Source organism: Chryseobacterium sp. JM1 (genome assembly GCF_000737715.1).
Taxonomy (GTDB): Bacteria; Bacteroidota; Bacteroidia; order Flavobacteriales; family Weeksellaceae; genus Chryseobacterium.
In genome coordinates, this window is the sequence record NZ_JPRN01000016.1 from 19,797 (window position 1) to 34,176 (window position 14,380).

Below are 14,380 nucleotides of genomic sequence, written 5' to 3' on the forward strand. Positions count from 1 at the left end.
TTTTTAACAGAATTATCATAAAATATATTTTAACACTAGTTTAGTCATTTTCTGATCGTTAAATTTTTATCAATACTATATTGAATTTTGTATTTTATGGTATTATCAACAAACATATACGTGATATGTTATTTTGGTTTTTGTGGTGGCATAAAAGATCGTAATTTCGAGCTCAGAGTTAATAATATATTTATATTTGTTTCATATACATTTATTAGTTATGAAAAAATTTTTACTCTTATCAGTGGGCCTATTAATGGCCAACGTTTACGGACAGCGGGAATGCGGAACTACTCAAAAGATGAATGAATTCTTTGCCAGAAACCCACAGGCTTTGGTAAAGAAACAAGATCTGAGAAATTTTCTTACAAGCAAAAATACAGCTGGAAAAAATGTACAGACGGTCATTACAGTTCCTATTGTAGTACACGTTTTATATAAAAATACGACACAGAACATTTCCGACGCTCAGATTGCATCCCAGATTGCAGTATTGAATAATGACTTCAGAAAACTGAATGCGGATTTTAATACGGTGGTCCCTGCGCCATTTAAGCCTGCAGGAGCAGATATGGAGCTGGCGTTCTGTATGGCAACAAGAGATCCAAGTGGCAATCCTACCAATGGTATTGAACGAAAATCTGTAGCTTCCAACTTTAATTTTGCCGATGATTATTATCTGGCTACCGGACTTACAGCGTGGGATCCTACCAAATATCTGAACATCTGGGTAGGAGATATGCCAAGTCCTTATTTGGGCTGGGCTTATCTGCCGGATGCTGCCGGATTTCCTGAGGATGGTTTAGCCATTGGATACAAATACTTCGGAACCACAGGTGCTGCACAGTTTCCTTACAACGGAGGAAGAACGGCCACCCATGAAATTGGTCACTATTTTGGACTTCTGCACCCTTGGGGGGAAGATGACAGTGCTTGTGGAACACCTGATAATGATGACGGATGTGCCGATACTCCTGCTACCAATAATCCTTATTTCGGAGGAAATGTCTTCCCCGATAATACCAATATGTGCTCACCTTCAGATAATGGTGCCATGTTTATGAATTTTATGGATTATGTTACCGATACCGAGATGGCCCTTTTTACCAACGATCAGAAAACTATTAAAACCAATACCATGTCCGGACCCAGAGCAAGTCTTCTGAACTCAAACGGATGTGCGTTTTTATCAGTGAATGAAGTGGAAAAAGCCAATTCTATCAATCTGTTCCCAAACCCAACTACACAGTATATATCTATTGCATCACCACTGGCAAAAATTGATGAAGTTGAAATTTTCAATGCTGAAGGCAGACTGATGAAAAAATCATTCATTAAAAATGAAACGGATCAAATTGATGTAAAAGATTTCGCAAGCGGAGTATATTATGTCAGAACTTACAACGGTAAAGATTTTGTCAAATCGATGAAGTTTATCAAAAAATAAGTGAAAATATTTCCAATATCAGTTCAATTAAACCCCGATTCATTCGGGGTTTAATTTTTATTATGTCATTTTGTCACAAAATACGGGATGGTACAGATATTGAGAAATTGAGAGTGTAAATTAAAATATAAAAATTAGAAAAAATATAAATATTATGAGTAAAATAATTGGAATTGACTTAGGAACAACCAACTCTTGTGTTGCTGTAATGGAGGGGAAAGACCCTGTTGTTATCCCTAACGCTGAAGGTAAAAGAACAACTCCGTCTATCGTAGCATTTACAGAAGATGGTGAGAGAAAAGTAGGGGATCCTGCAAAAAGACAGGCTGTAACGAATCCAAAGAAAACTGTATACTCTATCAAGAGATTTATCGGTACTCATTTTAAGGAAGATGCTAAAGAAATTTCAAGAGTACCTTATGAAGTAGTAGCAGGACCTAATGATACTGTAAAAGTAAAAATCGACGACAGAGAATATACACCACAGGAAATTTCTGCAATGACGCTTCAGAAAATGAAGAAAACTGCTGAAGATTATCTTGGTCAGGAAGTAACAAGAGCAGTAATCACTGTTCCGGCTTATTTCAACGATGCACAGAGACAGGCTACTAAAGAAGCTGGAGAAATCGCAGGTCTTAAAGTAGAAAGAATCATCAACGAGCCTACCGCTGCTGCATTAGCTTACGGTTTGGATAAGAGCCACAAAGATCAGAAGATCGCTGTATATGACCTTGGAGGGGGTACTTTCGATATCTCTATCCTTGATTTAGGAGACGGTGTATTCGAAGTATTGTCTACAAACGGTGATACTCACTTAGGAGGTGATGACTTTGATGATGTGATCATCAACTGGATGGCAGACGAATTCAAAGCTGAAGAAGGTGTAGAATTAAAAACTGACGCTATCGCTCTTCAAAGATTAAAAGAAGCTGCTGAAAAAGCAAAAATCGAGTTGTCTTCTTCAGCACAGACTGAGATCAACTTACCATATATCACGGCTACAGCTACAGGTCCTAAACACTTAGTGAAGACTTTAACTAAAGCTAAATTCGAGCAGTTAGCTTCTGATCTTGTAAGAAGATCTATGGAGCCGGTAGCAAAAGCGTTGAAAGATGCAGGTTTATCAACTTCTGATATCGATGAAGTACTATTGGTAGGAGGTTCTACTAGAATCCCGATCATTCAGGAAGAAGTAGAAAAATTCTTCGGTAAAAAACCTTCAAAAGGAGTTAACCCGGATGAGGTAGTTGCTGTTGGAGCTGCTATTCAGGGAGGAGTATTGACAGGAGACGTTACAGATGTATTGCTTCTTGACGTTACGCCGCTTTCTCTGGGTATCGAAACAATGGGTTCTGTATTCACTAAATTAATTGATGCGAACACTACAATCCCAACTAAAAAATCTGAAGTATTCTCTACAGCTTCTGACAACCAGCCGGCTGTAAGCATCAGAGTAGGACAAGGAGAAAGAGCAATGTTCAACGATAACAAAGAGATCGGAAGATTTGATCTTTCTGATATTCCACCTGCACCAAGAGGAGTTCCTCAGATTGAAGTAACTTTCGATATTGATGCGAATGGTATCCTGAACGTTTCTGCTAAAGATAAAGGAACAGGAAAAGAGCAAACGATCAAAATTCAGGCTTCTTCAGGTCTTTCTGACGAAGAAATCGAAAGAATGAAGAAAGAAGCTCAGGAAAACTCTGCAGCAGATGCTAAGAAAAAAGAAGAAGTTGAAATCTTCAACAAAGCTGACGGATTGATCTTCCAGACTGAAAAGCAATTGAAAGAATTCGGTGACAAACTTTCTGCTGACAAAAAAGCAGCAGTAGAAGCAGCTCACACAGAATTGAAAGCAGCTTTCGAAACTAAAAATGTTGACGATGTAAAAGCTAAAACAGAAGCTTTAGATGCAGCATGGATGGCCGCTTCAGAAGAAATGTATGCAGCTGGACAACAAGCTCAGGGTGGAGACGCCGGAGCAGGTGCTCAAAACGCCGGAGCTAATGCAGGAGGTGCAGATGATGTACAGGATGCAGACTTCGAAGAAGTAAAATAATAAGTGTAAGGTAACACTTACCTTTAATATACAACCGCAGTAGACCTAGTTTACTGCGGTTTTTTGTTGTGAATTATATGAGTTATTTAAGGTGGGTGTATATGATGGAATGGAATGACACTTTGATTATTGTTAAAAAATATTCATGATAATTTAAGAATGAATAAATTATAATTTAGTTTTAATATGTATCTTTGTTTTTATTTAGAATAATTAAATATTAATATATAAAAATGAATTGATCTCCTGCAAATTGTTATCGTATAATCTCAATCAATTAATCCACGATACGTTTTGCAGCCTTATTAAAACTAAAAAAAACTATGGAAAAGCAAAGCAAAAGAATTGCAGCACTGGATTTAATCAAAGGGATGAGTGTCATCGGCATGATTATCATCCATACCTTACTTATTTACGCGAATGTGAAGTCGCAGTCGGAGACCGCTGTAGGGAGTTTCATTGTCTTTCTCGGCAGAGGAACTTCTATTTTTCTGATCTGTATGGGGATCACCTTTATGACGTCCAGTCATCAGAGTCTTAAAAGCTCAATAAAACGGGGCGGTTTACTTTTATTAGCTGCTTTTTTCATGAACTTTATGAAGTTTATTGTTCCGGCAGTTTTAGGTTTCGCTCCTGATCATTTTATTCAGAAATACGGATGGCACGGCCCGATAGAACAACAGTATATGTATCTGGTCATGCTGGGAGATATCTTACAATTGGCCGGTATTTCCTTACTGTTTGTCGGCTTTATCCGGGAGTATGTGAAAAATAAATATGCTATTCTGGCGATAGGATTACTGATCGCATTGGTATCCAGAGAAGTCAGCGGAACTATTATTGATTATCCGGTGATCAATTATATCACAGATCTTTTTTTCAGCAATGATTATCCTGCTTATATCTATTTTCCAGTATTTCCGTGGATGTCTTTTATAATCATCGGAATGTTTTTTGGAAAATGGTTTCTGGAACTGAACCACGACAGCAAGAAATTATTCAGGAATATGCTGTATGTAGGATTGGTGTTCGTCGCTATTGGAGCTCCTTTGGTTTTCGGATTTGATGCCTATAATTACAATGGTTTTTATCACATGGGACCCGGGGGAGTGATCTATTTTGCCGGATGGACATTGATTTTCTTATGGATTATTTTCAGGATCACCTTAAAAATAAAAGATAATGCATTCACCAGCCTTTTAAAATACTGCAGCAGAAACCTGACCTCAATGTATATGATCCAATGGATATTGATTTCCTGGGGTAAAGGAATTTTCGGATACAGACAGCATGGCATCGGATCCGTATTATTGTTAATTGTACTTTATATGATTCTGACATTTTCAGTTCAGAAATTACTGGATCTCTTGAAAAAGAAAAAAACGGTGATCGTTCTTGAACAGCCTATTTCAGTGGATGAAACTGTACTGAAGTGATCATGTAAAGAAAGCAGGAACGGAAAATGGCAGTTATTGTTTTTTTTAATTGAATTAAATTATTTTCATATCATACAGGTTTGGCTTGTTTTATGTTATATTTATCAAACTAACTTAAAAAAAAGACAATATGAAAAAGAATGTATTGACCTTATTAGCATTCGGTCTATTATCAACAGCTGTTCATGCTCAGGAAACAGTAAAGCAGGAAGCAAAAAATGTAGGTAATGCCATTGAAAAAGGAGCAAAAGCCACGGAAAAAGGAGTTAAAGATGGCGCTGACTGGGTTGGAGACAAAGCTAAGAAAGGAGCAACAGCTACAAAAAAAGGGGTTAAAAAAAGCACAAAATGGGTAGGTAAAACAGCCACCAAAGGTGCGAAAAGCGTTAAAAAGACCGCTGTAAAAGGCGCAGATGCAGTTGCAGACGGTTATAAAGATGTAAAAGCAGATTTGAAAAAATAATCTTTCAGAAAAATATAATAAAACGGCTTCAACAACAGAAGTCGTTTTTTTTATACAAAAGCTTAAAGTGTTAATGACATGAGATTTATATCTTTTGGAAGTAAGACATTGCAGCATAAGTAGAAGATATCAAAGGAAAAATTTCTAACTTCGTACAGGTAAACCTAAAACAAAATTTAAATGAAATTTTTTAAAGTAATCCTTGTTGCCTCTTTATTTCTGTTTCAGCTGAATGCTGCACAGGAAAAGGCAGATGTAGAACTGAATAAAGCGCTTACAGAAGCTAAAGCTCAGAAGAAAAATGTTTTGTTGGTATTCCATGCTTCATGGTGTGGCTGGTGTAAGCTGATGGAGAAAAACATGAACCTTCCTGAAACCAAACCTATTTTCGATAAGAAATTTGTAACTACCTACATCGATGTTCAGGAAAGAGGGGAAAAGAAAAAACTTGAAAATCCTGGCGGGCAGGAACTGATGAACAAGTACAAAGGAGAAAATGCCGGACTTCCTTTCTGGCTGATCCTGAATCCAAAAGGAGAGGTGCTTGCCGATTCTTTCGACAGTAAAGGAGACAATTTAGGATCTCCCGCAACGCCTGAAGAAGTTTCCACATTTATGGCCAAGCTGGAAAAAAGCTCAAAAATGAATAAAGAAGAACTTCTGACCATTCAGAAAGTATTTGTGAAAAAAGATAAATAAAAAGAAACTCCCCGGATGTATGGTCCGGGGAGTTTTTTATTCAGATGAAAAGCTCTGTAATCTGATCATACATCTGTAAAGTATCTTATTAATCGATTACAAGATAATTGTACTTGTCACTTGGTGCGATGCTGTATTCCACATCTTCTGTGTAGATGGGTACCACTTCACATCCGAATCTTCCCCTTGGTACACAAGGCCCATTTTCACGGGACAGCACCTGATTGGGAATACTCATATTAATATTCATTCCGGCATTTTGAAGAATGATGGGTTCATTGGTGGTGGTGTATGTCCATGGTCCATTCATACCGCCATTTTTTCTCCCTACTTTTGATATTTTGTTGATCACAAAGCGGATGCTCGGATGGGCAATTGTGTTGGTCTGGCTCTTACTGGAATAGAAGTACAGTTTTAAGTCCACATTTCTGTTACGGCCGCTGGTGACATTTTCTTTCACCAGTTTTACATAAACCGGTGGATTTTTAATGTCAAATTTAAAGGTAGTTTTCACCGGGGAATTATCCTTTAAATAAGAGTATGTACAAAAAATCGGAACACCCGGCTGGCTTTTTGAGAAAGTTCCCTTAGAAATATGGTTCACAAAAGCTTCATATCCTTTGAAAGACTGTGCTGCGGTAACGCCGCTTCCGCCTATCAGATAAAGATTGAAATCCGCTCCGTTCAGGAAGTTTTTTTCCTCCTGAGTCAGATAGCTTTCACCCTTTACAAATAATTTACTGAATGATTCATTGATCGTCGTTCTTGCCGTCTCCGCCAATTCATTGGTTTCGATCGTTAAAACGCCCATTCTTCCGTAAGAAATAGAATTTACATACACTGGTTCTACACCGCCGCTGTCAAAATTATTGTCATTAACAAGCGATCCGGCTGGAATATCCATATCCAGCGTGAAAGACGTCTGGTAAAATTTCACATAGAATCCCGTTCTTTTTGCGATCATCCCTTCTTCAATATTCGTAGATGAAGAGTTTTTACCGAATAAAGACCTTGTATTCACATTTGATCCGAAAGCTACTTTCAGCTCATCATAAGACGTAAACTGCTCCACACTGTAGCTAAGCGTTCCGTTCTGCGTAAAATCAGCAGACTGAATATAATCCTGTACCAACTGTCTTGTTTTGGATAAAGAAGGCTGATCTATGGTGAATGCTGTCTTTTTATTCAAAGCTGGAATAGACATCGAAACCGTAACAGGCTTTACCGAAGCCGTAATGGGCTTAAAATTCATATCCTGTATGGAATTGCCTTTCAGAAGAGATCCCGGGAAAATGTACATCTGAAGGTGGGGTAGCACGATAGATTCCGAAGATTCAAATTCTTTCGTTTCTATAAATTCTTCCGCATTGCCCCCTTTAGCAAGCATACTTGTATTCTTACCGGATAATGCAGATGGATAGGTTCCGAATGAAGTCACATTCACCACCTGTTGCGGTGCACGTACCATTTCCTGGGCTTCTGCAGATCTTTCAAGCTCATTCGTACAACTTTCTAAGGCAGCTATAGAGATAGCTGCCATTAGGAATATTAATTTTTTCATGTTTATTTATCTACAGTAAACGTGGTGTAGTAGACAGAATTGTCCCCTGCATGAGCTGCTGTAAAGTTGATTGGAACTCCCGGAGCATTAGCCGTAAACTGGCCACCGTTCACGATAAAGTTGATAAAGCCGGTGTAACCTTGTACCACCTGTACTGCATCAGATCCGATACCTCCCAGGATGTATACTTTCAGATCCGACTCTTCAAGGATTTTTTTACTTTGAACATCAATGCTGATGGATCCGTTCACCATTTTAGCATTTAAGGCTGCTTTTAATGCAAAAGCCGTTTCATTGTAAGAATAATCAGATTCCAGAGAGATGATTCCCAGTCTTCCGTACGTGATAGAGTTGATGTAAACCGGATTTTTAGAAGCCGCCAGATTCAGGTCAGATTCATTTTTGAAGATATTTCCGTTATCAGGAAGGTCCATATCGATGGTAAAGTTCTTCTGGGTAAACTTAGCAAAGATTCCTGTATTTCTTTTCACTTTATTGTTGCTTCCGCTGATATCGATGCTGAAAATACTTCCGATATTAACGTTAGCGCCAAATGCAATTTTAAGTTCGCTGTAATAGGAGAACTGCTTGATGTTATAATCAAAAGCAAGCGACTGCTGACCGCTGAAGTTAGCACTCTGCATCGCTTTAAAGATAGAAGATCTCATACTCGAAAGGGTAGGCTTTTCAATCGTGTCTACAATAAAGTCAGACGGGAATGAATAAGAAACCGTGATCGGCTTTACAGGATAAGAAATCGGGGTGTACGAAAGATTGTCCAGCGTAGTAGAATTGTAAACACCTCCGATAAACGTTTTGTTAGGAGAGGTTACGACCATCTGATCACTGTTTAGCGTTACTGTAGTGGTTTTGGAAGCCACTCCTTTTCCGCCTACAGATACTTCGTCATAATTTAAATACTTCGAAGGTAAAGCGACAACAGGATTTAGTTTTGAAGCTTTTGCTCCTTCTGTAACGGTTTGTGCTTCCTCATTGATATCCTGACGGCAGGAAATTGAAGTAATACTGGCTACAACCAGTAATGCGATAGGTAAAATGATTCTTTTCATAAATTTAATTTGAGGCCCTAAAAGTATAGTTTTTACACGTTATGGTGAAATATATATGCATTAAATCTCTGTTAACTACTATTAATGAAAGATTAATTATGTATAACTGATTGGTTCTAATTAATATAGTTCTCTATATAGTGATAAAAGTCATGTGGTTCTGAGTGAAAAAAAATAAAAACTCCCCCAACAATTCATTAGGGGAGGCTGTTTTCAGATCAAATAAATGTATGAAAGGATATTTCTAGGATCTGATTACACATCGTGAAAATTTATAAAGAAGAAAAATAATAATCTATAGTACTCCAAAGAACATCATCTCCCGCCTCTGTCATTTCAGACGGACTGCTGAAAATACTGTTCCCGAAAATATCCTGATAAGCTGTCATTCCAAAAACAGTTTTCTGGGAAATAGTGAGAGCACTGATATTTTCCCTTGGCATCTTTTTCACATATCTGAACGATCTCTTCAGCGTAAATGAAGCTTCATTTTTATTAAAAATACCTACAAAACTCTTTCCGCTGTTTTCATTAATAAATACTGAATCCTTCTCAATATTCACAGCATATTTAATATCCGCCGAATTTCCTGAAATCAGCTGCAGGGAATTATTTTTCAGATCAAGACTGATTTTTTTCCAGGCCGGCTCCTGATACGTACTCCAGTAGCTGTTCAGATAAGATTCTGAAACATCAGTTTTTTGGCCGGAAGGACCTTTGTACACTGCAATATTCTGTACTGTGTAATTTTTGTACTGAAATTGATACACGTCCTTTTCTACAGGCTTAGGATTTTCAATAATTTGATCGTCATTACCGCTGCATGACACGGCAAGCAGGGAAGTAAGAATGATGTAGAATGATTTTTTCATAATTTTAATTGATTACGATATAACTGTTGCCTGGATCAGGCAGAATGGTATAGGTGTATTTTGCACTCTGACTCATATTCCGGCCGTTCACGAAATTTCTCAGTTCGTTATCCAGAACAATGTTCAGCGGGTTTACACAGTAAGTGGGGTTATTGGGATTGGCGATGTCAAAAATACATGATGTAGAGTAAAACCCTGAAACATTGGTGAAAGTATCACCGCCGGCATTTTGGAGGGTAATTTCCCTTGGATAGCTATATTGATCAATGAAAGGACTCTTCATACCCAGAATATTATCTCCTGTTGCCGTTCTGTCTGCTTTAATCTTAAACTTTACATACGGTGGAGCAATCATTTTGGTTCTGGAACGGCTGTCGTAATAATGAAGTGTCAGTTTCCCCATCTTACCAAACTGTGTAGGTCCAAACGTAGTTCTGAAGTTTTCTATATTTTCTATTTTCAGCTCTACGTAAACGGGTTTCTTTTTAATATCGAATTTGAAGGTGGTCTTCACTGGAGAATTATCATTCAGGTAAGAATAAGAACAGAAGATAGGAACTCCCGGCTGGCTTTTTGAGAACGTTCCCTTAGAAATATGGTTCACGAAAGCGGCATATCCCTGAAAAGACTGTGCTGCTGTAACGCCGCTTCCGCCAATCAGGTATAAATTAAAATCAGCACCATTCAGGAAGTTTTTTTCCTCCTGGGTCAGAGAACTTTCTCCCTTTACAAACAGCTTGCTGAAGGTTTCGTTAATCGTCTTTTTTGCTGTTTCTGCCTGCTCATTCGTTTCAATAGACAGAACGCCCATTCTTCCGTAAGAAATAGAACTTACATACACCGGTTCCACACCGCCGCTGTCAAAATTATTATCATTAACAAGCGATCCTGCCGGAATATCCATATCCAGCGTGAAAGAAGTCTGGTAAAATTTCACATAAAATCCGCTTCTTTTTGAGATCATTCCCTCTTCAATACTTGTAGAAGAAGAATTTTTCCCGAATAATGATCTGGTGTTCACATTCGATCCGAAGGCTACCTTCAGCTCATCATAAGAAGTAAACTGTTCAACACTGTAACTTAAAGTACCGTTCTGCGTAAAATCTGCAGTTTGAATATAATCCTGTACCATTTGTCTGGTCTTGGACAATGAAGGCTGATCTATCGTAAATGCTGTTTTCTTGTTCAAAGCCGGAATAGACATAGAAACGGTAACTGGCTTTACTGAAGCTGAAATAGGCTTAAAATCCATATTCTGGATAGAATTCCCTTTCAGAAGAGATCCCGGGAAAATATATGCCTGTAAATGAGGCAATACGATCGATTCTGAAGACTGAAATTCACGGGTTTCTGTAAAATCATCAGGATCTGTTGCTCCCTTCGCTGAAGTTTTAAACTTTGAAAGTGATAAAGGATAACTTCCGTATGAAGTAATGTTAATAACCTGCTCAGGCGTACGTGCCATCTGATTATCATCCAATTTTGCCGCCTCATTAGTACAGCTCCCCAAGACTGCTAAAGAAAAAGCAGCCATAACATATATAAATTTTCTCATAGTCTGTTTTTACTCCGGATACTGTCTTCTGAAATAGAAAAGAGCAGAATCCGGTGCGGTTGAAATTTCAGCATACAAGTAATTCCTTGTATAGTGAAATTTACAGGTGTAAAGATAATATTTTGCACCATACCGTGAAATATAATTCATGAAATTTATTGAAAACGTAATGAAGTAGGTTGTTTTGGGTAATAAACCGTTGATATTGAGTTAAATATTTTAGAGTGAAAAATATAATTTTTAGAAAAAAAACTCCCCAGACAAAAATGCCTGAGGAGCCCTATTTACAAATTAAATTATTTCTTACTTACCGAAAAAGATCTCGTCCTGTTTCTGCTGCTCATTATAAATAAGCTGAAAATTATCAGGCATATTCTGATAAAGAAGCTTCCACTGCTGGATTTTTGAATGTTTTTTAAAGCTTTCCAGCGATCTTACAAACAGGTTTTCGATCACGGTTCTCACGTAGGAGTCACCGTTTCTGTAGATCCAGTCCATCAGTTTGATATGATGGGCTACGATGTAGATTTTCGATTCCTGCAGCATATTCTTTAAATAGTTAATGGTGGCCTGAATCACACCGGCAAAGTTTTCCTGCACAGATAACTGAGTGATTTCACTTCGGAGTGGTGGATAGAAAAATTTTAAGTATTCAACGGCTATTTTCTTATTAATAGCCTGCATTTGTACTTTCATCATAATTAATATTTTTCAGTATTTATCTTGCAGCGAAATGTGTACCAAAATTTACAACATGGCAGCAAAAATAAAAACGCCTATAATCACAGCGATGTGAGTAACCAATAGCTCTGTATTGTGCCTGTTGGTAGTAGTTTTCCAGGTTTTCCAGTCGGATATTCTTCTGATTTTTGTTTTCATAATCTATTGAATTTGAGTGGTTTTGATTTTAAAGCAAAATCTGCTTTTGTAATGAAACAGACGAAAAATGTAACGAAAATTTTAAATTCCGTGATTGTAAATCTGTCTCGAATACGTTTGTTGCAGCTCTTTTGACATATGGCTGAAGATCACTTTACGGTATTCTCCGCTACAGAACGCTGTAAAATTGTCCAAAGAATAAATAAAAACGCCCTCGACTGCATTTTTTAAAGCAAGATCTCCGTTTGTGTAAATTTTGTCCATTTTCTGAATGCTTTTGAATAAAACATTTCTGTCATTCTGGCGGACCATATTTTTGATACGTTCCGTGAACGTGCGGATGACGCTGTACGAGTTCTGAGGCATCGTTTTCGTAAGTTCGTTTTCAAAGTCAGGAATAACTTCTGTAATTTCCCGGACGGCTTCTGAATAGTTCATATGATTAATGATTTTGTTCTAAAAGTTTAATGATGGCTCCAAGGACGAAAACGGTCATAAAAGCCATGAGAAGCAAATGGTATGGTTTCAGCCACTTCGGGGTTTCCGGTCCTCTGCTTTTTAATCTTCTTAACTTGTCAATGCGGTTTAAAGTCTTTAAGTCCATATTGTATGTTTTGAAGATGATGAAGCCAACGGCGTTCCTTTGAATGTGTATTTTATGCAATATGCTTATAATCAGCATGTTGTTTGTTTTGTGGAAGGTGCCAGAATTAAAAAAAACATGCCAAAATGATAAGGTTTTTATCAAAACGAAATGAGGAGAACTTATTTTTAATTCTAAATCAATAAGAATGAATGTGTTTTTAAGAATATAAAGAAACGCTGCTTTGCAATCTGATCCCCTTAAAAAAATCATCAGATTTTACCTTACCGTTCCTTATTTCCTTCATTAATCTTAATGGTTTAAATCTACATTTGAAAGAAAACCCGCATGATCAGCCAGATCCGCGAGCGATAAAAAGCACAGCCATTGATTTCATCTAAACTATCAGCCGACTTATTTTATTTGTATGATAGAAAGAATAGAATGAATATCTTTGCACTCCAAATTATTCAGGACATGTTTTCAAAAATTATAGTACACAGAGTAGGAAATAAAATCAACGGAGAATCTTTAACGCTGTCTCAGGAAGAGCTGAAGCTGGAAGAAGGAATGGCAGAATTGCTTGAAGATTACTTTTTAGGTTCTTTTAAATCGGAAGAGACCTTCAATTTTTACAGTGACACGTATTTGGTCAATAATCCGGTATACAGTTCCGTATCCGAAATCTTTGAAGACAAAGCGAAATTCCTTTGGGAATCTGAAAATATTGCAAAACACCTTTTTGAAGCCGCTGAAAACCCTAGAGTTCAGGGTGGAGAACTGTTTATCGTACTTTTTGAAGAAGAAAGTGACCGTCCGGATAAAGTAGATAAAATCGGGATCTTTAAAACGGAAAAGAGAGAATCTTTCCTTAAAATTTCTCCTCAGGAAGAAACTTTTGACATTGAAAAAGACCAGGGAATCGGTTTGTCTAAAATCGATAAGGCAGCTTTAATTTACAACAATAATAAAGAAACGGGGTATGTGCTTTCTGTGGTTGACAACAACAAAAACGGAGATATGTATTACTGGTTCGAGGATTTCCTGAAAGTAAAACAACGTGACGATGAATATTTCCACACGCAGGAAGCTTTAATGGTGTACAAAGATTATATCACCAAACAACTTCCACAGGAATTTGAAGTTTCAAAAGCAGACCAGGCAGATTTCTTAAATAAATCTATCAATTTCTTTAAAGAAAAGGAAGAATTTAAGCTGGACGAATTTGCCACTGAAGTATTGGGAGATGAGCATGTCATCGAAAGTTTTGTGAATTTCAAAACCGATTACGAGCAGGATATGCAGGTGAATATTGCTGAAGAATTCCCGATCAGTGAAGCGGCTGTAAAGAAAACACAGCGTCACTTCAAAAGTATCATTAAACTGGATAAAAACTTCCATATCTACATCCACGGCGACAGACAGAAGCTGGAAATGGGCGAGGACGACAAAGGAAAATACTACAGACTTTACTTCGAAAAAGAAGTGTAATTACATGAGAGAGTCGGAGAGTTATAGAGTGAGAGGGTTTTAGAGTTTTGGAATGGTTGCTGGTTGCTGGTTGGTAGTGATGAAGTTAATAAGATGATTGTCTAAAAATCTTGGTTCCTGGCTCTTGTTTCTTGAATCTACCATTCACCATTCACTTGCGAAGCAAAATTCACTATTGACATTCTACATATAAAAAATCAACGAGGGCTAATTTTTAAATTGGTCCTCTTTTCGTATTGGGTATTTCACCCCTTTTCCCTTCCTT

14 protein-coding genes are annotated in these 14,380 nt (G+C 37.5%); 6 read left to right on the forward strand and 8 right to left on the reverse strand.

Translation table 11 applies throughout. The features are described from left to right. The first annotated feature begins 220 nt into the window (after positions 1-220). The 5 genes from IW22_RS20285 (at position 221) to IW22_RS20305 (ending at position 6,104) form a co-directional block, all read left to right on the forward strand. On the forward strand, positions 221-1,447 hold the full coding sequence (locus tag IW22_RS20285) for a T9SS type A sorting domain-containing protein (protein WP_081873993.1): 1,227 nt from the start codon (positions 221-223) through the stop codon (positions 1,445-1,447). 154 nt (positions 1,448-1,601) lie between these two features. Continuing rightward, positions 1,602-3,506 carry a molecular chaperone DnaK gene (dnaK, locus tag IW22_RS20290; RefSeq protein WP_034730421.1) on the forward strand — a complete coding sequence of 635 codons (1,905 nt, stop codon included), beginning with the start codon at positions 1,602-1,604 and terminating at the stop codon, positions 3,504-3,506. A 323-nt stretch (positions 3,507-3,829) separates the two neighbouring features. Beyond that, positions 3,830-4,942 carry a heparan-alpha-glucosaminide N-acetyltransferase domain-containing protein gene (locus tag IW22_RS20295; RefSeq protein WP_034730423.1) on the forward strand — a complete coding sequence of 371 codons (1,113 nt, stop codon included), beginning with the start codon at positions 3,830-3,832 and terminating at the stop codon, positions 4,940-4,942. Positions 4,943-5,072: 130 nt separating this feature from the next. Beyond that, the gene (locus IW22_RS20300) at positions 5,073-5,405 is read left to right on the forward strand and encodes a hypothetical protein (protein WP_034730425.1); all 333 of its coding nucleotides are present in this window, start codon (positions 5,073-5,075) and stop codon (positions 5,403-5,405) included. Positions 5,406-5,585: 180 nt separating this feature from the next. Further along, the gene (locus tag IW22_RS20305; protein WP_034730426.1) at positions 5,586-6,104 is read left to right on the forward strand and encodes a thioredoxin family protein; all 519 of its coding nucleotides are present in this window, start codon (positions 5,586-5,588) and stop codon (positions 6,102-6,104) included. Positions 6,105-6,192: 88 nt separating this feature from the next. Here the strand turns inward: IW22_RS20305 and IW22_RS20310 are convergent, their stop codons facing one another. The 8 genes from IW22_RS20310 to IW22_RS24495 form a co-directional block, all read right to left on the reverse strand. Next, complete coding sequence (locus IW22_RS20310) at positions 6,193-7,665, reverse strand: thiol-activated cytolysin family protein (protein WP_051891329.1); 1,473 nt, start codon at positions 7,663-7,665, stop codon at positions 6,193-6,195. Between the two features lie 2 nt (positions 7,666-7,667). Then, complete coding sequence (locus IW22_RS20315; RefSeq protein WP_034730428.1) at positions 7,668-8,735, reverse strand: thiol-activated cytolysin family protein; 1,068 nt, start codon at positions 8,733-8,735, stop codon at positions 7,668-7,670. Between the two features lie 272 nt (positions 8,736-9,007). Next, positions 9,008-9,607: a hypothetical protein gene (locus IW22_RS20320; RefSeq protein ID WP_034730430.1), complete on the reverse strand. Its 600-nt coding sequence runs from the start codon at positions 9,605-9,607 to the stop codon at positions 9,008-9,010. 4 nt (positions 9,608-9,611) lie between these two features. Further along, a complete protein-coding gene (locus IW22_RS20325; RefSeq protein WP_081873994.1) occupies positions 9,612-11,162 on the reverse strand; it encodes a thiol-activated cytolysin family protein in 1,551 nt (516 codons plus the stop codon). 303 nt (positions 11,163-11,465) lie between these two features. Continuing rightward, positions 11,466-11,861 carry a hypothetical protein gene (locus IW22_RS20330; RefSeq protein ID WP_034730432.1) on the reverse strand — a complete coding sequence of 132 codons (396 nt, stop codon included), beginning with the start codon at positions 11,859-11,861 and terminating at the stop codon, positions 11,466-11,468. Positions 11,862-11,909: 48 nt separating this feature from the next. Beyond that, positions 11,910-12,041: a hypothetical protein gene (locus IW22_RS24740; RefSeq protein ID WP_262483641.1), complete on the reverse strand. Its 132-nt coding sequence runs from the start codon at positions 12,039-12,041 to the stop codon at positions 11,910-11,912. Between the two features lie 81 nt (positions 12,042-12,122). Then, entirely contained in the window at positions 12,123-12,479 is a 357-nt protein-coding gene (locus tag IW22_RS20335; RefSeq protein ID WP_034730433.1) for a hypothetical protein, read from the reverse strand. Positions 12,480-12,483: 4 nt separating this feature from the next. Next, complete coding sequence (locus tag IW22_RS24495) at positions 12,484-12,645, reverse strand: hypothetical protein (RefSeq protein ID WP_228384080.1); 162 nt, start codon at positions 12,643-12,645, stop codon at positions 12,484-12,486. 456 nt (positions 12,646-13,101) lie between these two features. Here IW22_RS24495 and IW22_RS20345 point away from each other — a divergent pair, with 456 nt between their 5' ends. Then, positions 13,102-14,115, forward strand: a complete 1,014-nt coding sequence (locus tag IW22_RS20345) for a nucleoid-associated protein (protein ID WP_034730550.1) — start codon at positions 13,102-13,104, stop codon at positions 14,113-14,115. The last annotated feature ends 265 nt before the right edge of the window (positions 14,116-14,380 follow it).

Bases quoted from the DNA above. Each gene is read 5' to 3' on its own strand.
- IW22_RS20285 (WP_081873993.1), top strand. From the start codon at position 221: ATGAAAAAATTTTTACTCTTATCAGTGGGCCTATTAATGGCCAACGTT.
- dnaK (WP_034730421.1), top strand. From the start codon at position 1,602: ATGAGTAAAATAATTGGAATTGACTTAGGAACAACCAACTCTTGTGTT.
- IW22_RS20295 (WP_034730423.1), top strand. From the start codon at position 3,830: ATGGAAAAGCAAAGCAAAAGAATTGCAGCACTGGATTTAATCAAAGGG.
- IW22_RS20300 (WP_034730425.1), top strand. From the start codon at position 5,073: ATGAAAAAGAATGTATTGACCTTATTAGCATTCGGTCTATTATCAACA.
- IW22_RS20305 (WP_034730426.1), top strand. From the start codon at position 5,586: ATGAAATTTTTTAAAGTAATCCTTGTTGCCTCTTTATTTCTGTTTCAG.
- IW22_RS20310 (WP_051891329.1), bottom strand. From the start codon at position 7,665: ATGAAAAAATTAATATTCCTAATGGCAGCTATCTCTATAGCTGCCTTA.
- IW22_RS20315 (WP_034730428.1), bottom strand. From the start codon at position 8,735: ATGAAAAGAATCATTTTACCTATCGCATTACTGGTTGTAGCCAGTATT.
- IW22_RS20320 (WP_034730430.1), bottom strand. From the start codon at position 9,607: ATGAAAAAATCATTCTACATCATTCTTACTTCCCTGCTTGCCGTGTCA.
- IW22_RS20325 (WP_081873994.1), bottom strand. From the start codon at position 11,162: ATGAGAAAATTTATATATGTTATGGCTGCTTTTTCTTTAGCAGTCTTG.
- IW22_RS20330 (WP_034730432.1), bottom strand. From the start codon at position 11,861: ATGATGAAAGTACAAATGCAGGCTATTAATAAGAAAATAGCCGTTGAA.
- IW22_RS24740 (WP_262483641.1), bottom strand. From the start codon at position 12,041: ATGAAAACAAAAATCAGAAGAATATCCGACTGGAAAACCTGGAAAACT.
- IW22_RS20335 (WP_034730433.1), bottom strand. From the start codon at position 12,479: ATGAACTATTCAGAAGCCGTCCGGGAAATTACAGAAGTTATTCCTGAC.
- IW22_RS24495 (WP_228384080.1), bottom strand. From the start codon at position 12,645: ATGGACTTAAAGACTTTAAACCGCATTGACAAGTTAAGAAGATTAAAA.
- IW22_RS20345 (WP_034730550.1), top strand. From the start codon at position 13,102: ATGTTTTCAAAAATTATAGTACACAGAGTAGGAAATAAAATCAACGGA.